Source organism: Mesorhizobium sp. IMUNJ 23033, from assembly GCF_044778005.1.
Taxonomy (GTDB): Bacteria; Pseudomonadota; Alphaproteobacteria; order Rhizobiales; family Rhizobiaceae; genus Mesorhizobium; species Mesorhizobium amorphae_A.
This window is the reverse complement of record NZ_JBJACT010000034.1, coordinates 35,949-54,515: the sequence shown is the minus strand read 5'-3', so window position 1 is coordinate 54,515 and position 18,567 is coordinate 35,949. Positions and strand designations below refer to the sequence as shown.

Here is an 18,567-nt window from a genome sequence, read left to right as displayed (position 1 = left end):
GGCCGGATCTGAGCGCATAGCCCGGCCGCCACAAGCCGGGTTCGTGGCGGAGGGACAGTCATGACACGTTCGCTTCTTGCCGGCGCCTGGGCGCTGGCGTGGACGCTGATGCCGGTGGCTGGCGCGCATGCACAGACCGACATGGTGCTCGTGCCGGCTGACGATCCGTCCGGCGGGGCCGCCGACCAGGGCGCCTCGAGCACCGCCAATGCGGCCCTAACCGACGATGACAGCCAGGGGCCGTTCCCGTTCGAGGGCGGGCAGCTGACCATCACCCAGCCGGAGCAGGACGGCGAAAAGGTGCTGGCCTATGACGGCAAGCAGCTGGCCAGCAATTACGATGTGTTCTTCGACAAGGTCGTCAAGGTCGGCGGCATCAACGTGGTGCTGGTCGATGTCGGCGACGGCGGTAACCAGTGCGGCCCGGCCAAGGTGATCGTGTGGAAGCCGGAAGGCGGCACAGTCCAGACCACCACGGTCGAACAGGCCGAATGCGGCGCGCCGCCGGCCGCCGTGTCGGACAACGCCATCTATTTCGTGCCCTATCTCCTGCCCGGCGAATCGAAGCCTGCGCTGCAATGGTCGCCCACGGACGGGCTGACCACCTCGGGCAATCTGAGCTATATGCCGGAACCCGGCACCGACTGGAAAGATGTCGATCCGGCCAAATACCAGAACATCATCGACGCCTTCCACAATGAGGCCGTCTACAAGGCGGCCGAGACGCTGCTCGGCAAGGACATGCCCGACATGGCGACCAGCCTTTTGGTCGGCGGCGGCACTGAAAAGACGGCGTCCGGCGCCTTCTACGCCAGCGGCTGCGTGCCGCATGATTGCGGCGGCAATGACGGGTTCATGGCGGTCGACCCGGCCAAGCACACACTCTATTTCGCCCGCCGCGGCGACAAGCCCGAGCCGGACGCCTGGCCGGCGGTGACGACGTGGCCGGCCGATGTGAAGGAAGCGCTGGACAAGGCGCTGGGGTCGGGGAATTAGGCGCTTCGTGCGGCGAGCATACCTTTCGTCATCCTCGGGCTTGACCCGAGGATCCATGCCGTGACCGTCGTCCAAGAACGCGACGGAACAGAATTCTGCACCGCAGCAGCGCCTTGATGTAACGGCATGGATCCTGGGGTCTTCGCCGCGTCGCTTCGCTCCTTGCTACGCCCCAGGATGACGAAGGCGCGAGGGTCCCACCAACAAACTACCAAAGTGATGCTGGCTCGTCGCTGGCATAACAATGGTCAATTCTCTCTGGCCCATGACTGACTACGCCTCCCCTGCTAGACGACCACCTACGAATGCGAGGAAGCCCATGCGCAAACTCATCTCCACCGGTTCGCCCTTCGAAAAAACCGCCGGCTACTCGCGCGCCGTCGTACAAGGCGATTGGTGTTTCGTGTCGGGAACCACCGGCTACGACTATGCGACCATGACGATGCCGGAGACGGTCGAGGCGCAGGCGCGCAATTGCCTGGCGACGATTGCCAAGGCCTTGCAGGACGGCGGCTTCGAGATGGCCGACGTGGTGCGGGCGCATTACTACATCACCGACCAGGCTTTCGTTGATGTCGTCTTCCCGATCCTTGGCGAGGCCTTCGGCGAGATCAGGCCGGCGGCGACGATGATCGTCTGCCAGTTGAACAGACCGGAAATGAAGATCGAGATCGAAGTTACGGCGCTGCGGCGCACGGTATGAGCCCATGAAAGTCCGGCGCATCGTTGCAAACATAGACACGCAGGATATCGCGGCGGCAAGGCGCTTCTATCAGGATGTGCTCGGCCTCGATGTGCTCATGGATATGGGCTGGATCGCCACCTATGGCTCGCAAGAGACAATGACCGTGCAGATCAGCTTCATGGCCGAAGGCGGCTCCGGCACGCCGGTGCCTGACCTGTCGATCGAGGTCGACGATGTCGATGCCGCGCTCGACGCCATGAAGAGCGCCGGCTTCGCCATCGAATACGGCCCGGCCGACGAACCCTGGGGCGTGCGGCGCTTTTATGTGCGCGATCCGTTCGGCAGGCTGGTCAATATCCTCTCGCATCGGTGACCACGCTTCCCACGCGCAGGCTTGCGCGCCGGCCGCTTGGCGTTTAGCAAGGCCGCGATTTCAACTTCTTTCCGGGACGGTTCTCCATGGCTTCGAAAAATCTTCTCCTGCTCGCCGGCGACGGCATCGGCCCCGAGGCGATGGCCGAGGTGAAGAAGCTGATCGCGGCCATGAACGCAAAGCTGGGCAGCGGCTTCGTCACCGACGAGGGGCTGGTCGGCGGCTGCGCCTATGATGCGCATGGCGCGGCGATCTCCGATGCCGACATGGAAAAGGCAATGGCGGCGGATGCCGTGCTGTTCGGCGCCGTCGGCGGGCCGAAATGGGACAAGGTGCCTTATGAAGTCCGCCCCGAGGCCGGGCTGCTGCGGCTGCGCAAGGACATGGAGCTGTTTGCCAATCTGCGTCCGGCCATCTGCTATCCGGCGCTGGCAGCATCCTCTTCGCTCAAGCAGGAGGTCGTCGAGGGTCTCGATATCCTCATCGTGCGCGAACTCACCGGCGGCGTCTATTTCGGCGAGCCGAAGCAGATCATCGACCTCGGCAACGGCCAGAAGCGCGGCATCGACACGCAGGTCTACGACACGTTCGAGATCGAGCGCATTTCAAGCGTTGCCTTCGAGCTGGCGCGGACGCGCAAGAACCACGTCACCTCGATGGAAAAGCGCAATGTGATGAAGTCGGGCGTGCTGTGGAACGAGGTCGTCAGCCACACGCACAAGGCCAAATACGCCGACGTCAAGCTCGACCACATGCTGGCCGATGCCGGCGGCATGCAGTTAGTGCGCTGGCCAAAACAGTTCGACGTCATCGTCACCGACAATCTGTTCGGCGACATGCTGTCCGACATCGCCGCCATGCTGACCGGCTCGATCGGCATGCTGCCGTCGGCCTCGCTCGGCGCGCCGGATGTGAAGACCAAGAAACGCAAGGCGCTCTACGAGCCGGTGCATGGTTCGGCGCCCGACATCGCCGGTCAGGGCATCGCCAACCCGATCGCCATGATCGCCTCCTTCGCCATGTGCCTGCGCTATTCCTTCGGCATGGTGGCCGAGGCCGACAAGCTCGAAGGCGCTATCGCCGCCGTGCTCGATCAGGGCTTGCGAACCAAGGACATCATGTCCGAGGGCATGACCGAGGTCGGCACCGTCGAGATGGGCGACGCGATCATCGCCAAGTTCCTGGGCTGATCCGATGGCGGTCGACGTCCGCTGGGCGACGACCGGCGATGCGGCGGCGCTTGCCGTCATGCTCTGCGAGATGGCGGTGCATTACCGGCAGCCGCCACTCGACAGCGAGCGCGCGCTGGCTGCGGCGCGAAAATGGCTTGGCGAGGAAAGCCCTGCCTATCCGCATTTCGCGCAGGCCTTCGTCGATGGCGAGGTTGCCGGCCTGGCATCGGTCGCCATCGCGCATCCCGGCATTGACCTTGAGAGACTGCTTTTCCTGAAAGATCTGTTCGTACGCGACCATGCCCGCAATGCTGGCGTCGGCCGGGCGTTGATCGGCTTTCTCGCCCGTCATTGCCTTAGCGAGGGCATCGGCCGCCTCGACCTCACCACCGAGGACTGGAACGAGGGCGCGCTACGCTTCTACGCGCAGCTCGGCGCCGAGCGTCACGGCCAGAAGGTCTTCCTCAGACTGTCGGGCAAGGCGCTGGAAACGGCAGCTAAACCCTGACGCCTACCGGCACCGGCCCCCACCGGTTTTCTTGTCCCTGCGTCGGGATCAGCGCGAAGACCAGCGTGGCGAGGCCGCCGACCGTCGGGATGAAAAACAGCACGGCAAGCCAGCCGGTCAGGCCGATATCGTGCAGGCGGCGCACGATCAGCCCGATCCACGGCACGAACGTTGCCAGGATGAACGTGATGGAAAGCCCCATCGCCATCGCCGGCAGGTCTGTGCCGGCGTCCAGATTGCCCATGGCCGCGTCGGCGGCGACGCCGATACCGAAGACCACGATCAAACTGACCATCCAGAACAGGCAAAAAGCCCAGAATTCCTTGCGGCGGGCGCGACCGGCAAAGTTGAAATAGTTTTCCGTCACCGCCCGCCAGAAATAGCCCCACAAACCGGTGGAGCCGCCGGTCTCGGTGTCGGCGAGACGGCCAAAATGCTGCGGTTGAGACGCGGCCGCCGCCGGCTTGCTGCCGGCCTGAGGTGATGTGGCGGTGGGGCCTGCCGGAGCCGCCGACGTCTGGGTACGGATCGAATAGACATTGCGCGCCTGGCCACCGCCCGGCTGGAATTCGACAAGCGCGCCCTTGGCCACCGAGGCGTCGCGGCGCATGTCCTCGCGCGCGAAGCCGTAGCGGTTGCCGTCAGCTCCGGCGATGAAACCGAAGCCCTGGTCTTCGTCATAGTGAAGAACTTCGCCGCGCATGTCCTTGCCCCCGCAATACATCCGGCCGAAATGTGACACGCGCCCGAACCGGCAAGCAAGGCCTGCGCCAGGAAAACGTGGCTTTTGCCGTCGCTGCAAATGAAGCATAAGGCGCAATCTTCCTCGTCAAGAAGTAGGCAATGACCATCCAAAGCTTGAATGCCGGTACGACGGGGGAAGACGAAGCGGGCACGAGAGCGCCAACGCTGTTCATCGACGCGACGGGATTGTTGTTGTGGCCGCCCGGCAAGGCCCTGGCGGGCATTCCGCGGATCGAAGAGTTTCTGGTCAAGGCAGCCTTGGCGGATCCCGACCCTGCCGTGGAGGTGGTGGCGTTCAGAGCTGCGGAGTGCAGGTTCGAACCGCTGGCCCCCTTCGAGCAGGATTATTGGGCGGCAAGCGGGATTGCGCCTTTTCGCGCCAGGCGACGGCCAGGGACGATAGAGGCGCTGTCGCAGGCTCTCCGGTCGGTGAGGCAATATCCGTGGGGCAAGCGAGATGCCGACCGTCACCTTGCCATGACGGTGACCAGCGGCAAGAAGGGACCCGGGTTTCACGCGGTGAGGCTGCTGATCCGTGCCTATCGCTCATACCGGCGGGTTCTTGGCAGGCTCGGCTGGCGCCAGGAGGTTCCGCATCGACCCGTCGATGCCGAACGGAGCCTGGTGCTGATCTCCAATCACATTCTCACACGGGAGGACCGATCGGCCATCTCGGGCGACGCCAAAGGCTTCGCCTTCATCTGCCACGATCTCATCCCGGTACTGCGCCCCGACCTGGTAGGCTCGGGCCCGACCGAGAAAGCCTTCGGGACCTACCTCGAGAGGCTTGTGCGGTCGGGGGCGACGGCTTTCTGCACCTCGGCCGAGGCCAGCGTCACGCTGACCGATCACACGCGCCAGGCCGGCATCGCGCCGCCGGTCATCCACCGCTTTCCAATGCCGTCGATCCTCTACGAGACTGCTTCGCGGCTCGATATGACGTCGCGCTTCGAGCCCGATGAGCCGTTCGTGCTTTACTGTTCGACCATCGAAGTGCGGAAGAACCACATCATGCTGGCGCGGATCTGGCGGCATACGCTCGAAGACGGCGTCAGCCTGCCAAGGCTTGTCTGCGTCGGACGCCGGGGATGGATGGTTGAGGCGTTGAACGCCTATCTGAAGGCTCACCCCGAGCTGGCCGGTCCGGTGACGTTCACCGGCCCGATCAGTGACGAGGAGCTTATCCGCCACTACCGCAGCGCGTCCTTCGGCGTCTTCCCTTCGCATATCGAGGGCTGGGGCTATGGCGCCTCGGAATGTCTCGATTTCGGGGTGCCGGTGATCGTGTCGAAAACGCCGTCGCTGATCGAGGCGACCGGCGGCCTGATGCCGGCAATCGAGTCCACCGATCAGGCAGGTTGGTACGCAGCCATCCGCAGGATGGCCGAGGACACGGAATGGCGTTCCTCGCTGACGGACCGCATCGCGCGGCAGCACCGGCCGACGCCCGCAGCAGCCAGCTGGGCGGCGATCAAGGCCGGTCTCAAGGCAGGCAGATCACGTCCGCCTGAGGCCGGCTGAGGGCCGCAAGGCCGGCGGCAAGGGCTCGCCTCTACGCCGGCCGCGTCTTCGACTTCTTGTGCTTTGGCGGTCCGGCCTTGTCGAATTTCGGCTTGCCCGCTTTCGCGGCCCAGGGCTTTGCCTCGAACGGAGGGCGCTGGCCATCCGATGCCGCGGCGCGCTTGTCGAATTTCGGCTTGTGGGCACTTTGGGGCGCATTCTGGTCGAATGCCCGCTTGCCGCGGTGCGGCTTCTTGTCAGGCTGCGGCGGCTGAGAACCGGCGCGGGAAAGATCGGGCGTACCGTCCAGCCGCTGCACCACGATGTTGTTCTGCAGCTTCTTGTCGGGGCCGATCGCCGCCAGGAACCGGTCGGCCCAGTCGGCGGCGATCTGCACGAAAGTCTCTTCCGGCTGCATCTTGATGGCGCCGATCTCGCGCTTGGAGATGTTGCCGGTGCGGCACAGCATCGGGATCAGCCAGCGCGGTTCGGCATTTTGCCGACGGCCGACCGACAGCGAGAACCAGACGCTGGCGCCGAAATCGTCACGGCGGCTGGGCGTCTCGTCGCGGCGGGCAAACTTTTCGCCCGACGGCGTGAACGGTGCGACATCGAGCAGGTCCTCGGGCGCCGAGCGGCTGGCACGACATTGGCGTACGAAGGCGGCCGCCACCTGTTCGGCGCCATGCCGGGCGAGAAGCGCGTCGATGAAACCGCGCTCGTCATCCTTCACGGGCTCGTCGAAAGCCGGATCGGCAAGAATGCGCTCGTCGTCGCGCTGGATCACATCGTCGGCCGATGGTGGGCTCGCCCATGTCGCCTTCAGCCCGGCATTCTGCAAAAGCCGCTCGGTGCGCTTGCGGGCACTGTTCGGAACGATCAGCGCGCTGACGCCCTTGCGTCCGGCACGCCCGGTTCGCCCGCTCCGGTGGAGCAGCGTCTCAGGATTGGTCGGCAGGTCGGCGTGGATGACCAGTTCGAGGTTAGGCAGGTCGATGCCGCGCGCCGCCACGTCGGTGGCGATGCAGACCTTGGCGCGGCCGTCGCGCATCGCCTGCAAGGCATGGCTGCGCTCGTTCTGGCTGAGCTCGCCCGACAGCGCCACGACGGAAAAATTGCGGTTGTTGAAGCGTGCCGTCAGATGGTTGACGGCGGCGCGGGTGTTGCAGAACACCAGCGCGTTCTTGGCCTCGTAATAGCGGAGCACGTTGATGATGGCGTTTTCCCGGTCGGCCTGGGCGACGTTCAGCGCCCGGTATTCGATATCGAGATGCTGCTTTTCCTCGCCGGCGGCCGAGATGCGCACCGCATCTCGCTGGTAGCCTTGCGCCAGCGTGGCGATGGAGCGCGGCACGGTGGCCGAAAACATCAGCGTGCGGCGCTCGGCCGGGGCGGCATCGAGGATGAATTCCAGGTCTTCGCGAAAACCGAGATCGAGCATCTCGTCGGCCTCGTCGAGAACGACGGCCTTGAGCGCCGACATGTCGAGCGCGTGCCGAGTGATGTGGTCGCGCAGCCGGCCTGGCGTGCCGACGACGATGTGGGCGCCGCGCTCCAGCGCGCGCCGCTCCGTGCGCATGTCCATGCCGCCGACGCAGGACGCGACCGTCGCGCCGGTCAGCTCGTAGAGCCATTGCAATTCGCGCGTCACCTGCAAGGCGAGCTCGCGCGTCGGCGCCACGGCCAGCGCCAGCGGTGCTCCCGCCTGGGCAAAGCGATCCGCGCCTTCGAGAAGGGTCGGCGCCAAAGCAAGGCCGAAGGCGACGGTCTTGCCGGAACCGGTCTGCGCCGAAACCAGTGCGTCGGCCTGACCGAGTTCGGGGGCGAGAACCGCCTTCTGCACCGGCGTCAGCTCGGCATAGCCGCGTTTTTCCAGCGCCTGTGCAAGCGCAGGAACAATACCTTGGAAACTGGACATCTATCTCTTTCGGAATTCTGGGTCTGCGCTCGTCATGGAGCACATGCCGGCGCATGCCAGCCAAACAATCTTGGCCGTTCGTACTTCCTGCCGCCGCCATTGTACAGGGCGAGCGGCACTGCCTTTCCCTTCTCCCCTTGTGGGAGAAGGTGGATCGGCGCGCAGCGCCGAGACGGATGAGGGGTGTTGGACGGATCGCAGTCGGCGCCAAGCTGGAACACCCCTCATCCGTCGCCTTCGGCGACACCTTCTCCCACAAGGGGAGAAGGGAGAGCAGAGCGCGCAATTGACTCTTTTTGCAAACCGCGTAAAAGCCGGCATCGAACGGGATCGTCATTCGATGCGCGGCCTTTTGATGGCTCTTCTTGCATTCGACTTCCCTGGCCACAATGCGAACCATTGGGCCGGGCGCGTCGGCGCGTCCCCTCGTTCCAGCAAAACCACGGCCAAAACGACCACTAAAACGGTCTGATTCCCTTGGCCTAACCACCCTCTCCCGGGTCCGGCCTGGGGGTTGAAACCCGCATCGGCCGGCGGGTTTTCTCCAAAAACCGAGCGGAGAGGGACAGGAGATCTTTATGAGTTTCAAGGTTGCGATCGTCGGCGCCACGGGCAATGTGGGCCGGGAAATGCTGAACATACTGGAAGAGCGCGGCTTTCCGGTGAGCGAAGTGGTGGCACTGGCCTCGCGGCGCAGCCAGGGCACGGAAGTGTCGTTCGGCGACCGCACGCTGAAGGTCAAGTCGCTCGACCAGTATGATTTTTCCGATACCGATATCTGCATCATGTCGGCCGGCGGCAACGTCTCCAAGGAATGGTCGCCGAAGATCGGCAAGCAGGGCTGCGTCGTCATCGATAATTCGTCGGCCTTCCGCTACGATCAGGACGTGCCGCTGATCGTGCCGGAAGTGAACCCGGATGCGATTTCGCTGTTCACCCGCAAGAACATCATCGCCAATCCGAACTGCTCGACGGCACAGCTGGTGGTGGCGCTGAAGCCGCTGCATGACTTTGCCACCATCAAGCGCGTCGTCGTCGCCACCTACCAGTCGGTGTCGGGTGCCGGCAAGGAAGGCATGGACGAATTGTTCACGCAGACGCGTGCCGTGTTCGTCGCCGACCAGGTCGACGTCAAGAAGTTCACCAAGCGCATCGCCTTCAACGTCATCCCGCATATCGACGTCTTCCTCGACGACGGCTTCACCAAGGAAGAGTGGAAGATGGTGGCCGAGACCAAGAAAATGCTCGACCCCAAGATCAAGCTGACGGCGACCTGCGTACGCGTCCCGGTGTTCATCGGCCATTCGGAAGCGGTCAACATCGAGTTCGAAAAGCCGATCACCGCCGACGAGGCGCGCGACATCCTGCGCGAAGCGCCGGGCTGCCAGGTCTTGGACAAGCGCGAGGATGGCGGCTACATCACGCCACTCGAATCGGCCGGCGAGGACGCCACCTTCATCTCGCGCATCCGCGAGGATTCGACCATCGACAACGGTCTGTCGATGTGGATCGTCTCCGACAATCTGCGCAAGGGCGCGGCGCTGAACGCGGTGCAGATCGCCGAGCTGCTGGTCGAGCGCGGCCTGATCCAGCCCAAGAAGAAGGCGGCATAATCTCGCTCACGGGCGGTTCCGTTTTCGCTCACGGGCCGCACCGCCGCTACCGCGGCTGGCCCTCCGCGGGGGCGCCGGACGACCGGCGGCCCGCAGTCGCGGGCTCGGCCTTCGGCCGGGCAGCTCCCTTCTCCCCGTTCACGGGGAGAAGGTCCCGGCAGGGGGATGAGGGGCAGCGCCGGCCTCTGCTGAGAAACGTCCATGAACGATCCCGCCAAAGTCACGCTGCGCCCGGCCACCGGTTCTGACGCCGCTGCTATCGCCAGGCTCATGCGGGCAGCTCTTGGCTCGTTCGACTGGATGCCGGTCATCCACACGCCGGACGAGGATTTTTCTTTCATCCGCGATATCGTACTACCGCGACAGCAGGTGACGGTCGCAGAGGCCGGCGAGACGATCGTCGGCTTCATCGCCATCAGTGGCGACTGGGTCGAGCAGCTCTATCTCGATCCGGCCTGGACCGGACGAGGCATCGGCAATCGGCTGCTGATAGACGCGACCGCTGCCATGCCGGTCGTGAAACTGCATTGTTTTCAGGCCAACAGCGGCGCCCGGCGTTTCTATGAGCGGCACGGGTTTCGCGTGGAGGCCTTCGGCGACGGCACGAGCAACGAGGAGGGCCTGCCGGACATCCTGTATGTCCGCAAGCGTTGACCTCGCCTCTCAGGCGCTCTCGGTTGCCAAGTCCCTCAGCAGCTCCATCGCCTCTTCCGCCCGGTCGGCCGGTACGAACAGGTGGTCGTGATAAAAGGCCGAGACCGGGTTGACGCCCATGCCGGTTCTGGCCAGCCGCGCGGTGATGGCGGCGAGGAAGCCGACCGCCTCCAGCGGCGAATGGATGTTCAGCGTGATCATGCAGCACGGGAAGACGGCGTCGAGGCCAGCTGCCCTGGCTTCGCCTTCCAGCACGATCAGCGTCGTGCCCTCGCGCTCGCGAAACAGCATCACCGGTTCGAGCGTGCTGGGAACCGGCATACCGGGCGGCAAGGTGACGAAGACATGGATGCCGGCAAGCAGTTCCGGCGTCATCGTCGCCAGAAGTTTTTTCAGGTCGGTCTCGCCAGCCATCGGTTGCTTCCGGATCTTGTGCAACAGGCGGTCGTTGAGCGCCTGCGCCCTTTCGTCAGTTTCGCCGACTTCGATAACGCGCACCGCCGTTCCCTCGCAAGGCGACATGGCTATGTCGTTGACGGCTGAGCTTGCGCAGCAGCGCCGCCACACAATAAACGAGCTCAGGGCCGGCGCCGGTCCGTGAAAGGGTTTTCCTATGATCGTTCGCCCGCGTCCGGGGGTCCTGCACCTGTTCTTCATCATGCGCGGATCGGTGGTGCCGCGCATCCTGCCGCAGATCTTTGGTTTTGCCGCCTATGGCGCGCTGGTGGTGGTGATCGTCAGGGCGCTGAAGCTCGACTTCGGCCATGCCGGCACAGCACCCTTCGCCCTGCTTGGCGTCGCGCTGTCGATCTATCTCGGCTTCCGCAACAACGCCGCCTATGACCGCTGGTGGGAGGCGCGCAAGCTGTGGGGACAGCTGGTCTTCGACATCCGCAATTTGGCGCGCGCTTCCACCGGGCTGATCGAGGACCGGACCGAGTTGCGCTGCCTGTTGATGGAGGCGACGGCCTTCTGTCACTTCCTGCGCGGCCTGCTCAGACGGGTCGATGCCACGGCGGAAGCTCGCACCTTCATCGGCGACGAGGTTGAAGGCGCCGTCCAGGCCGCCAACGCGCCGGACGCCATGCTGCGGCGGATGGGCGGGCGTATTGCAGCACTCCGCAGGGCCGGCGCCATCGACACGATCGGTTATCGCATCCTCGACGAACGGCTGTCGGAGATCGCCGCCGCACAGGCAGGCTGCGAGCGCATCGCCGGAACGCCGTTGCCTTTTGCCTATACGCTGCTCTTGCAGCGCACCGCCTACATCTTCTGCCTGCATTTGCCCTTCGGGCTGACTTCCGCCGCCGGCTGGGCGACACCGCTGTTCACGGCGCTGATGGCCTACACGTTCTTCGGCCTCGACGCGCTTTCGGAGGAGCTCGAGGATCCGTTCGGCACCCAGCCCAACGACCTTGCGCTGGACGGCCTGTGCCGCGCCTGCGAGATCTCGGTGTTCGAGGCGCTGGGCGAGACGCCGCCGAAGATGATTGCGGCCGAAAGGTTCTATTTTTCCTAGCCTTGGCAATGGCTTACCGGGCGGCACCGCGCCCGGATGCCAAAAGATTCCGGCCCGTGTCGGATTGCCGCCTCCTGCCGCGTCCTTGGCTCGACTCCCAAAAAAGGGGGCTCGCAGCATCAGGAGGGAACATCAATGTCCATGTCGCAAACCGCACCCGTCTCATCAGGCGCCTTATGGACCGGCCGTGCGCTCAGCACGATCATCGTGCTGTTCATGATCTTCGATGGCGTCATCAAACTGCCGCCGCTGGATATCGTCACCCAGACCATGACGCAGCTTGGCTGGCCGGCCGATGCCAATGCCGCGCGCCTGCTCGGCATTATTGGGCTGGTTTCGACCGCGCTCTATGCGTTGCCGCGCACCTCGGTGCTCGGCGCCATCCTGCTCACTGCCTATATGGGCGGCGCCGTCGCCACCCATGTGCGCATCGGCAGCCCGCTGTTTTCGCACATTCTGTTCGGCGTCTATCTCGGCGTCATCCTGTGGGGCGGCCTGTGCCTGCGCGACCCCAGGGTGCGCGCACTGTTCGCCAACTAACCCATTGAAGGGATAGGACAATGCTTGCCACCATCCTCATCATTCTCGTCGTCATCATCGCCGCGGTGCTCCTCTATGCCGCGACCCGGCCCAACGATTTCGTCGTCAGCCGCTCGGCCGACATCAAGGCGCCCGCCGAGGCGATCTTTCCACTGATCAACGATTTCAGGCGCTGGCCTACCTGGTCGCCGTACGAAAAACTCGACCCGGACATGAAACGCACGCTCTCCGGCGCCGAAAGCGGCAAGGGCGCCGCCTATGCCTGGCATGGCAACAGCAAGGCCGGGGTCGGCCGTATGGAAATCACCAATTCGGTTCCGTCCTCACTGGTGGCGCTGAAGCTCGATTTCGAAAAGCCGTTCAGGGCCAACAATACCGTCGACTTCACCCTGACGCCGTCGGGCGAGAACACGAACGTCACCTGGGCAATGCGCGGCGGCCGGCCCTTCATCGCCAAGCTGATGGGCCTGTTCATGAATTTCGACACGCTGATCGGCAGGGATTTCGAGGCCGGACTAGCCAATCTGAAGCGGGCCACCGAGAAATAGATCCGGACCAGGCTTGCGACACCGCTGCTTCCTCGAGATCTGGCGGTCGCAAAGAAGCGCATCTGCATTCTCGCGTGGATCGATTCCTTCACTTTTGCGTTATTGCGCATGGCGTAGCGGGCGAAACCGAGAGGAACGACAATGAAGAAGCTAATGGTTTTGATGGCGTTGCTGGTGCCGCTCGGCGCGTGCTCGCAAACGGAAAAAGGCGCGGCGGTCGGCGGCCTGGGCGGCGCGGCCGTAGGTGCCGCGGTCGCAAACGATCCGGTGGAAGGCGCAGTTGTCGGTGGCGCTGTTGGTGCCGTCGCCGGTGCGCTGATCGGCCGGGCCAGCGAACCGGATCGTTGCCGCTACCGGGACCGCTATGGGCGTACCTATATCGCCCGCTGCCCGGACGGCTATTGAGCGGGCGCGGCCTTCGGCACAGGGCATACCCTGAAAAGAGAACGGCGGGCAAATGGCCCGCCGTTTTCGTAAGCAAATTGAGCCGGATTACTCGGCGGTGGCGGCTTCCGCCTCGGCAGGTGCTGCGGCCGCGGCGGCAACAGCGGCTGCGGCATCGTCCTGCGCCTTCTTCAAAAGGGCAGCGCGCTCCTGCGCCTTCTTGCCGGGCTCGGCCTTCTTCGGGTTGGAGCGGGCGTCGCGCTTGGCGAGGCCTGCCTCGTCGAGGAAGCGCAGTACGCGGTCGGTCGGCTGGGCGCCGTGCGACAGCCAATGCTTGACGCGGTCGGCGTCAACCTTGACGCGCTCGCCGTCCTTGGGCAGCAGCGGGTTCCACGAGCCGAGCGACTCGATGAAACGGCCGTCGCGCGGCGAACGGGCGTCGGCAACGACGACGTGGTAGTAAGGACGCTTCTTCGAGCCCGCACGGGCCAGTCTGATCTTCAATGGCATTTCTTTTCTCCTAGAAACTCTGATTTCGTTGGTTGGTTACGGCTGGTCCTCAGCCGGTTTTCGTCACGCCGTTGGCAGCGGCGATCTGTTCGTGGTGACGGATCACTTCGCGGACGACGAAGTTGAGGAATTTTTCCGCGAAATCGGGGTCGAGATGCGCATCCTTGGCCAATTGGCGAAGGCGGGCGATCTGCTGTTGCTCGCGCGCCGAATCGGCCGGCGGCAGGCCGTGCTCGGCCTTCAGCACGCCAACCGCCTTGGTACAGCGGAAGCGCTCGGCCAGCATATGGATGAGGGCGGCGTCGATGTTGTCGATCGAAGCGCGATAACCGGCCAGGATGGTGCGTGCGTCGGCCATGTCCTTGTCCTCGTTCATGACGCCCTCACTTCTTCTTACCAAGACCGGGCAGCCCGCCGCCGCCCAGGCCGGGAAGACCGGGTAGCTTCATGCCGCCGGGCAGACCGGGCAGGCCATCGCCGCCGGGGAGGCCGCCGGGCAAGCCCTTCATGCCGCCGAGGCCGGCCGCCTGCGCCTGCTTCTGCAAGGCTTCGAGCTGCTTGGGGTCCATCTTGGACAGGTCCGGCATGCCTCCCATACCGCCCATGCCACCCGGCATCATGCCACCAAGACCCATCTTCGAGGCAAGGCCGCCCATCATGCCGCGCATGAGGCCGCCGCCTTTGCCTTTGCCGCCCATCGCCTTCATCATGTCGGCCATGCCGCGATGCATTTTCAGCAGCTTATTGATCTCGGCTGCATCGGTGCCGGAGCCGGCGGCGATGCGCTTCTTGCGTGAGTGCTTCAGGATATCGGGGTTGGCGCGCTCGGCCTTGGTCATCGACGAGATGATGGCGAGCTGACGGCCGAACATCCTGTCGTCGAGGCCGGCCGCGGCCATCTGGTCCTTCATCTTGCCCATGCCGGGCATCATGCCCATGATGCCGCCCATGCCACCCATCTTCGACATCTGCTGAAGCTGGCCAGCAAGGTCGTTCAGGTCGAACTTGCCCGATTGCATCTTCCTGGCCATCGCCGCCGCCTGCTCGGCGTCGATGTTTTCGGCGGCCTTTTCGACAAGCGAGACAATGTCGCCCATGCCCAGGATGCGGTCGGCGATGCGCTTGGGATGGAATTCCTCCAGCCCGTCCATCTTTTCGCCGGTGCCGATCAGCTTGATCGGCTTGCCGGTGACGGCGCGCATCGAAAGGGCCGCGCCGCCGCGGCCGTCGCCGTCCATGCGGGTCAGCACCAGGCCGGTGATGCCGACGCGCTCGTCGAAACTCTTGGCCAGGTTGACGGCGTCCTGGCCGGTCAGCGAGTCGGCGACCAGCAGGATCTCGTGCGGCGACGACACCTTCTTGATGTCGGCCATCTCGACCATCAGCGGCTCGTCGATATGGGTGCGGCCGGCAGTGTCGAGGATGACGATGTCATGGCCGCCGAGCTTTGCCGCCTGCACGGCCCGCCGCGCGATATCGACCGGGTTCTGGCCGGCGATGACCGGCAGCGTCGCCACCTTCACCTGTTCGCCGAGCTGGCGCAGCTGCTCCTGCGCGGCGGGGCGCCGCGTGTCGAGCGAGGCCATCAGAACCTTCTTGTTCTGGCGCTCGGTCAACCGCTTGGCGATCTTGGCCGAGGTCGTCGTCTTGCCGGAGCCCTGCAGGCCGACCATCATGACGACGACGGGCGCCGGCGCGTTGAGGTCGACGGCGACGCCCTCGGCGCCCAGCATCTCGACCAGCTCGTCATGTACGATCTTGACGACCATCTGGCCGGGCTTGATCGACTTCACCACGGCGGCGCCGACCGCCTTCTCGCGCACCTTGTCGGTGAAGGAACGGACCACCTCCAAGGCAACGTCCGCCTCGAGCAGCGCGCGGCGCACCTCGCGCAGCGCCGCCGAGACATCCGCTTCGGACAGCGCACCGCGGCCAGTCAGGCCGTTCAGGATCGAACCAAGACGTTCCTGTAGCGATTCAAACATTCTTTTTCCTTTTCCCTGGCACCCGGATGGCTGCCCGAGAGGTAGTGCGTTCGCGCCGATCGTCCAACCAGAAGCCAAAGCCAAAAAGCACCCGGGGGCGCACAGCGCTGCCGGGTGTTGGCCTCCAGGATCGATTTACGGCACTCGCCTCAAAAAGGCTTCGGCGTCCTGGTCGGCTTGCTCGGAGGGATACTCGTCGCGGGATTCGCGGCGTGTAGACAGGAAATCGGCCGTAGAGTCAAGGCGCGGGCCGAGATGAGCGTCGAAACGCTGTTTTTGCGACTGGTTCAAGGGAGCACCTCTCCGTCGAGAATACGCGCGTAGAGGTCGAGGTAACCCTTGGCGGTCCGGGCGATCGGAAAGCGCTCGGCGGCCGAGTCGCGGCAGCGTTGCGGGGATAGATCCGCGACGGCGGCAAGGGCCGCGCCGAACTCCGCGTCCGTGTCGAAGAAGCGCCCGGTGTCGGCGTCGACGATCTCGGGCAGCGCGCCGCGCGGGGTCGTCAGCACCGGCGTTCCGCACAGCATCGCCTCGACCGAAGCCATGCCGAACGGCTCTTCCCAGGCGATCGGATTGAGAAAGGCCTTTGTCTCTCCCAGCAGGCGCAGCTTTTTGTCGCCATCGACGATGCCATGGAAGCGGTAGCGGCTGGCAAGGCTTTTGAAGAAGACGCCCTGGTTTCGAACATGGCTGCGCGTGAGCAGTTTCCAGCGCGAGCCGCCGGCGATATCGAGGGGGAAATCAAACTTCTTCGCCAGGTCGACGGCGCGGTTCAGGTTCTTGCCGGCGCGCGCGATGCCGGCAAGGAACATCAGACGATCGGTCTTGGTTTCGGCCAGCCGATAGGCCTCGGTCGGAAAGCCGTTGTGGACGAAGGTCTCGCGGCCGTGGTTGCGGGCATGGCTGGCGCTGACGAAACTCCAGTTCTTCTGCCGTCTGGGCTCGCTTGGAGTATGGCCGTGCTCGGTGTTGAGGGTCGGAAACGGAACCTCGATAAACCAGCTGTTGAAATGGACAATATCGGTGTCGGCGGGGATGGCGGCCCGGCATTGCTGCGCCGACGACGCCTGCCGCACTTCGCACAACGGATGGCTGGAGCCAGGGTCGGCGATAAGCACCACCCGGTGACCGAGGCGCGCGAGTTCGCTCGCCAGCCACTCGACCTGACGCTGAGTGCCGCCATAGCCCTTGCAGGGGATTGCGCCCCTGACCACCAATGTGATGCGCATTAGTCCGGCCCGACCTTCAGCGGCGAGCGCGGATGCAACAGGAGCAACACCGTCAGCAGGCTGCTGACGATGCCGATCGCGGCGATCAGGACCGCGTCCCACGTCGTCCAGCCGGGGCCTTCCAACGGCTTGGCGTTGAACAGGGCAAAGGAATTGTAGCCTGCCTGGTGCGAAATCAGCAGGAAGCCGGTCAGGTTGTTGCCGAGATGGGCGCCGAAGGCAGCACCCAGATTGCCCGTCGCATAGACCAGAAGCGTCAGCACCAGCGCGAAGGTGGCGATCGAGACCAGCACGCAGGCATTGATGGCGAGCGACGAGGCCGAACTCCAATGCAGCGCGGTGAACAGCAGCACCGGCAGCAACACCCAGATAAGAGGGCTGCGAAACCGGTTTGCCAGGCCTCTCAGCAGATAACCGCGAAACAGCGCCTCCTCAGAGGACGTCTGCAGAAAGGCCAGCAAGACGATCGGGACGAGGAACAGCAGCCAGGACGGCAGGCTGATCGCGCCGCGCGCGATCTCGGGTTGCAGCCAATAGAGCAACACCTCGGAGAGCAGCGAGGTGATCAGCACCGCCGCCAGGCCCTTGAGGAATCCCTGGCGCGAAACGCGGCGGCTGGTTCCGATCAGCGCCGACAGCGGCTCCCCGTGCACCCAGCGCATAGCGATCCAAAGGCCGATCCAGATGCCGGCGAAGGAGACCAGTGCGATAAGGATCCCTTCGGGCGATGCCAGGAAATCCTGCACCGGCCGGCCGATCGGCGCGCTGCCGGCCATCGAGGCCCGCCAGGCGACGAAGGCATAGGTGCCGCCGAGCAGCACGACCAGGGTCGTCGCCACCCAGAAAAGCACGACAATGGCGCTGCCGAGCAGGAGGCGCGGCAAATTTGTCCTGTCGTTCGGCGAGCGCCGATAGCGCTCGAAAGCGGCATTGTCGATGATCACGCGGCTCCCCTGCCCAACGTATTCGCGACGCATGATCTATGGGATCGGGGCTCCGTGCGCAATCATCCTCGTCAGGCCCTCATGTGCTGAGCTCGAAAAGAGCGGCGGCCGCCAGCGCTGGCGGCCGCGTGTTTCAGTGACCTAGTCACGCATGACGTAGACGATGCGCCGCGTGCCGGGGTCGACCAGCGCCGGCTGGTTGTTCACATAGACGTAGCGGTAGTCGTAATCGGGGATTTCGCGCAACTCGACCGTGTCCGGCAAGGTCGCGCCTGTCACCACCTCGCCGTCGAGATAGACAGGATCGAGCCGGTGCGTCGTGACGTAGGTGCCGACTTCGGCCGGAGGCCTGGCGATCGGGTCGATCGGTTCGGCCGCGACAATGGCGCTGGTATAGGTATCCGTATAGATATCGTCACTCGGCGGCGTCACAACCTCGATATCGGCGTCAACCGGCCGGCGCGTCAGCACCACCTGATTGCCGCCGAAATCGGCCGTTACATAATCCGAATAGACCCAGCCCTGGCCATTGGCCTCGGCGATCGTGCACCATTTGCTGTTTGCAATGCAGCCTTGGAGCGTTGCCGACTGGCCGGCGGCCAGCACGCCGATCACGGGATATTGCGGGCCGGGGCCGGCGCGCACGTTGAGATCGGTGACAGCCGAAACGGCGGTTTCGGCCAGGGCCGCGCCCGACATGGCGACGAGCGCCCCGGCGATGGCCGGAAACAGTATGGCTTTCATG

At 64.6% G+C, this 18,567-nt stretch carries 22 protein-coding genes; 12 read left to right on the top strand and 10 right to left on the bottom strand.

Features of this window, described 5'->3' with window-relative positions:
* Window positions 1-60 precede the first annotated feature (60 nt).
* The 5 genes from ACFX5Q_RS29030 (at window position 61) to ACFX5Q_RS29010 (ending at window position 3,734) form a co-directional block, all read left to right on the top strand.
* Entirely contained in the window at window positions 61-996 is a 936-nt protein-coding gene (locus ACFX5Q_RS29030; RefSeq protein WP_404283423.1) for a hypothetical protein, read from the top strand.
* A 319-nt stretch (window positions 997-1,315) separates the two neighbouring features.
* Window positions 1,316-1,699, top strand: coding sequence for a RidA family protein (locus ACFX5Q_RS29025; protein WP_404283421.1), 384 nt, complete (start codon window positions 1,316-1,318; stop codon window positions 1,697-1,699).
* 4 nt (window positions 1,700-1,703) lie between these two features.
* On the top strand, window positions 1,704-2,054 hold the full coding sequence (locus ACFX5Q_RS29020) for a VOC family protein (RefSeq protein WP_404283419.1): 351 nt from the start codon (window positions 1,704-1,706) through the stop codon (window positions 2,052-2,054).
* Window positions 2,055-2,140: 86 nt separating this feature from the next.
* Window positions 2,141-3,244 (top strand): 3-isopropylmalate dehydrogenase, encoded by a 1,104-nt coding sequence (gene leuB, locus ACFX5Q_RS29015; RefSeq protein WP_404283418.1) that lies wholly within the window; start codon window positions 2,141-2,143, stop codon window positions 3,242-3,244.
* A gap of 4 nt (window positions 3,245-3,248) precedes the next feature.
* The gene (locus ACFX5Q_RS29010) at window positions 3,249-3,734 is read left to right on the top strand and encodes a GNAT family N-acetyltransferase (protein ID WP_404283416.1); all 486 of its coding nucleotides are present in this window, start codon (window positions 3,249-3,251) and stop codon (window positions 3,732-3,734) included.
* Here the strand turns inward: ACFX5Q_RS29010 and ACFX5Q_RS29005 are convergent.
* On the bottom strand, window positions 3,724-4,437 hold the full coding sequence (locus ACFX5Q_RS29005) for a DUF805 domain-containing protein (RefSeq protein WP_404283415.1): 714 nt from the start codon (window positions 4,435-4,437) through the stop codon (window positions 3,724-3,726). The two genes, ACFX5Q_RS29010 and ACFX5Q_RS29005, sit on opposite strands and share 11 nt — an antisense overlap.
* Before the next feature lie 140 nt (window positions 4,438-4,577).
* On the opposite strand from ACFX5Q_RS29005, the gene ACFX5Q_RS29000 reads away from it, so the two are divergent.
* Window positions 4,578-5,999, top strand: coding sequence for a glycosyltransferase (locus ACFX5Q_RS29000; protein ID WP_404283413.1), 1,422 nt, complete (start codon window positions 4,578-4,580; stop codon window positions 5,997-5,999).
* Window positions 6,000-6,030: 31 nt separating this feature from the next.
* Here the strand turns inward: ACFX5Q_RS29000 and ACFX5Q_RS28995 are convergent, their stop codons facing one another.
* Window positions 6,031-7,896: a DEAD/DEAH box helicase gene (locus ACFX5Q_RS28995; protein ID WP_404283412.1), complete on the bottom strand. Its 1,866-nt coding sequence runs from the start codon at window positions 7,894-7,896 to the stop codon at window positions 6,031-6,033.
* Window positions 7,897-8,474: 578 nt separating this feature from the next.
* Between ACFX5Q_RS28995 and ACFX5Q_RS28990 the strand changes: the two genes are divergently transcribed.
* Together ACFX5Q_RS28990 and ACFX5Q_RS28985 are read left to right on the top strand one after the other, a co-directional pair.
* A complete protein-coding gene (locus ACFX5Q_RS28990) occupies window positions 8,475-9,509 on the top strand; it encodes an aspartate-semialdehyde dehydrogenase (protein ID WP_404283410.1) in 1,035 nt (344 codons plus the stop codon).
* A gap of 201 nt (window positions 9,510-9,710) precedes the next feature.
* Window positions 9,711-10,163 carry a GNAT family N-acetyltransferase gene (locus ACFX5Q_RS28985; protein ID WP_404283408.1) on the top strand — a complete coding sequence of 151 codons (453 nt, stop codon included), beginning with the start codon at window positions 9,711-9,713 and terminating at the stop codon, window positions 10,161-10,163.
* Window positions 10,164-10,172: 9 nt separating this feature from the next.
* Here ACFX5Q_RS28985 and ACFX5Q_RS28980 read toward each other — a convergent pair whose 3' ends face one another.
* Complete coding sequence (locus ACFX5Q_RS28980) at window positions 10,173-10,577, bottom strand: ACT domain-containing protein (RefSeq protein ID WP_404283437.1); 405 nt, start codon at window positions 10,575-10,577, stop codon at window positions 10,173-10,175.
* Window positions 10,578-10,776: 199 nt separating this feature from the next.
* Here ACFX5Q_RS28980 and ACFX5Q_RS28975 point away from each other — a divergent pair, with 199 nt between their 5' ends.
* The 4 genes from ACFX5Q_RS28975 to ACFX5Q_RS28960 all read left to right on the top strand — a co-directional run bounded on the left by ACFX5Q_RS28975 (window position 10,777) and on the right by ACFX5Q_RS28960 (window position 13,175).
* Complete coding sequence (locus tag ACFX5Q_RS28975; RefSeq protein WP_404283407.1) at window positions 10,777-11,682, top strand: bestrophin family protein; 906 nt, start codon at window positions 10,777-10,779, stop codon at window positions 11,680-11,682.
* Window positions 11,683-11,817: 135 nt separating this feature from the next.
* The gene (locus ACFX5Q_RS28970) at window positions 11,818-12,222 is read left to right on the top strand and encodes a DoxX family protein (protein WP_404283405.1); all 405 of its coding nucleotides are present in this window, start codon (window positions 11,818-11,820) and stop codon (window positions 12,220-12,222) included.
* Between the two features lie 20 nt (window positions 12,223-12,242).
* A complete protein-coding gene (locus ACFX5Q_RS28965; RefSeq protein ID WP_404283403.1) occupies window positions 12,243-12,770 on the top strand; it encodes an SRPBCC family protein in 528 nt (175 codons plus the stop codon).
* A gap of 141 nt (window positions 12,771-12,911) precedes the next feature.
* A complete protein-coding gene (locus ACFX5Q_RS28960; protein WP_404283402.1) occupies window positions 12,912-13,175 on the top strand; it encodes a glycine zipper domain-containing protein in 264 nt (87 codons plus the stop codon).
* Between the two features lie 87 nt (window positions 13,176-13,262).
* Here ACFX5Q_RS28960 and rpsP read toward each other — a convergent pair whose 3' ends face one another.
* The 7 genes from rpsP to ACFX5Q_RS28925 form a co-directional block, all read right to left on the bottom strand.
* Window positions 13,263-13,664 carry a 30S ribosomal protein S16 gene (gene rpsP / locus ACFX5Q_RS28955; protein ID WP_404283400.1) on the bottom strand — a complete coding sequence of 134 codons (402 nt, stop codon included), beginning with the start codon at window positions 13,662-13,664 and terminating at the stop codon, window positions 13,263-13,265.
* Between the two features lie 49 nt (window positions 13,665-13,713).
* A complete protein-coding gene (locus ACFX5Q_RS28950; RefSeq protein ID WP_404283398.1) occupies window positions 13,714-14,040 on the bottom strand; it encodes a chorismate mutase in 327 nt (108 codons plus the stop codon).
* Between the two features lie 7 nt (window positions 14,041-14,047).
* Window positions 14,048-15,649 carry a signal recognition particle protein gene (gene ffh, locus ACFX5Q_RS28945; protein ID WP_404283396.1) on the bottom strand — a complete coding sequence of 534 codons (1,602 nt, stop codon included), beginning with the start codon at window positions 15,647-15,649 and terminating at the stop codon, window positions 14,048-14,050.
* A 135-nt stretch (window positions 15,650-15,784) separates the two neighbouring features.
* Window positions 15,785-15,940, bottom strand: coding sequence for a hypothetical protein (locus ACFX5Q_RS28940; RefSeq protein ID WP_404283395.1), 156 nt, complete (start codon window positions 15,938-15,940; stop codon window positions 15,785-15,787).
* Window positions 15,937-16,878, bottom strand: coding sequence for a glycosyltransferase (locus ACFX5Q_RS28935; RefSeq protein WP_404283393.1), 942 nt, complete (start codon window positions 16,876-16,878; stop codon window positions 15,937-15,939). Before ACFX5Q_RS28935 ends, ACFX5Q_RS28940 begins: the two co-directional genes overlap by 4 nt.
* Complete coding sequence (locus ACFX5Q_RS28930; RefSeq protein ID WP_404283391.1) at window positions 16,878-17,822, bottom strand: lysostaphin resistance A-like protein; 945 nt, start codon at window positions 17,820-17,822, stop codon at window positions 16,878-16,880. Before ACFX5Q_RS28930 ends, ACFX5Q_RS28935 begins: the two co-directional genes overlap by 1 nt.
* A gap of 141 nt (window positions 17,823-17,963) precedes the next feature.
* Complete coding sequence (locus ACFX5Q_RS28925; RefSeq protein WP_404283390.1) at window positions 17,964-18,566, bottom strand: DUF1236 domain-containing protein; 603 nt, start codon at window positions 18,564-18,566, stop codon at window positions 17,964-17,966.
* Between the last annotated feature and the right edge of the window lies 1 nt (window position 18,567).

What these genes read in the sequence shown, in the direction of transcription:
- ACFX5Q_RS29030 (WP_404283423.1), top strand. Translation starts at nt 61, where the DNA reads ATGACACGTTCGCTTCTTGCCGGCGCCTGGGCGCTGGCGTGGACGCTG.
- ACFX5Q_RS29025 (WP_404283421.1), top strand. Translation starts at nt 1,316, where the DNA reads ATGCGCAAACTCATCTCCACCGGTTCGCCCTTCGAAAAAACCGCCGGC.
- ACFX5Q_RS29020 (WP_404283419.1), top strand. Translation starts at nt 1,704, where the DNA reads ATGAAAGTCCGGCGCATCGTTGCAAACATAGACACGCAGGATATCGCG.
- leuB (WP_404283418.1), top strand. Translation starts at nt 2,141, where the DNA reads ATGGCTTCGAAAAATCTTCTCCTGCTCGCCGGCGACGGCATCGGCCCC.
- ACFX5Q_RS29010 (WP_404283416.1), top strand. Translation starts at nt 3,249, where the DNA reads ATGGCGGTCGACGTCCGCTGGGCGACGACCGGCGATGCGGCGGCGCTT.
- ACFX5Q_RS29005 (WP_404283415.1), bottom strand. Translation starts at nt 4,437, where the DNA reads ATGCGCGGCGAAGTTCTTCACTATGACGAAGACCAGGGCTTCGGTTTC.
- ACFX5Q_RS29000 (WP_404283413.1), top strand. Translation starts at nt 4,578, where the DNA reads ATGACCATCCAAAGCTTGAATGCCGGTACGACGGGGGAAGACGAAGCG.
- ACFX5Q_RS28995 (WP_404283412.1), bottom strand. Translation starts at nt 7,896, where the DNA reads ATGTCCAGTTTCCAAGGTATTGTTCCTGCGCTTGCACAGGCGCTGGAA.
- ACFX5Q_RS28990 (WP_404283410.1), top strand. Translation starts at nt 8,475, where the DNA reads ATGAGTTTCAAGGTTGCGATCGTCGGCGCCACGGGCAATGTGGGCCGG.
- ACFX5Q_RS28985 (WP_404283408.1), top strand. Translation starts at nt 9,711, where the DNA reads ATGAACGATCCCGCCAAAGTCACGCTGCGCCCGGCCACCGGTTCTGAC.
- ACFX5Q_RS28980 (WP_404283437.1), bottom strand. Translation starts at nt 10,577, where the DNA reads ATGGCTGGCGAGACCGACCTGAAAAAACTTCTGGCGACGATGACGCCG.
- ACFX5Q_RS28975 (WP_404283407.1), top strand. Translation starts at nt 10,777, where the DNA reads ATGATCGTTCGCCCGCGTCCGGGGGTCCTGCACCTGTTCTTCATCATG.
- ACFX5Q_RS28970 (WP_404283405.1), top strand. Translation starts at nt 11,818, where the DNA reads ATGTCCATGTCGCAAACCGCACCCGTCTCATCAGGCGCCTTATGGACC.
- ACFX5Q_RS28965 (WP_404283403.1), top strand. Translation starts at nt 12,243, where the DNA reads ATGCTTGCCACCATCCTCATCATTCTCGTCGTCATCATCGCCGCGGTG.
- ACFX5Q_RS28960 (WP_404283402.1), top strand. Translation starts at nt 12,912, where the DNA reads ATGAAGAAGCTAATGGTTTTGATGGCGTTGCTGGTGCCGCTCGGCGCG.
- rpsP (WP_404283400.1), bottom strand. Translation starts at nt 13,664, where the DNA reads ATGCCATTGAAGATCAGACTGGCCCGTGCGGGCTCGAAGAAGCGTCCT.
- ACFX5Q_RS28950 (WP_404283398.1), bottom strand. Translation starts at nt 14,040, where the DNA reads ATGAACGAGGACAAGGACATGGCCGACGCACGCACCATCCTGGCCGGT.
- ffh (WP_404283396.1), bottom strand. Translation starts at nt 15,649, where the DNA reads ATGTTTGAATCGCTACAGGAACGTCTTGGTTCGATCCTGAACGGCCTG.
- ACFX5Q_RS28935 (WP_404283393.1), bottom strand. Translation starts at nt 16,878, where the DNA reads ATGCGCATCACATTGGTGGTCAGGGGCGCAATCCCCTGCAAGGGCTAT.
- ACFX5Q_RS28925 (WP_404283390.1), bottom strand. Translation starts at nt 18,566, where the DNA reads ATGAAAGCCATACTGTTTCCGGCCATCGCCGGGGCGCTCGTCGCCATG.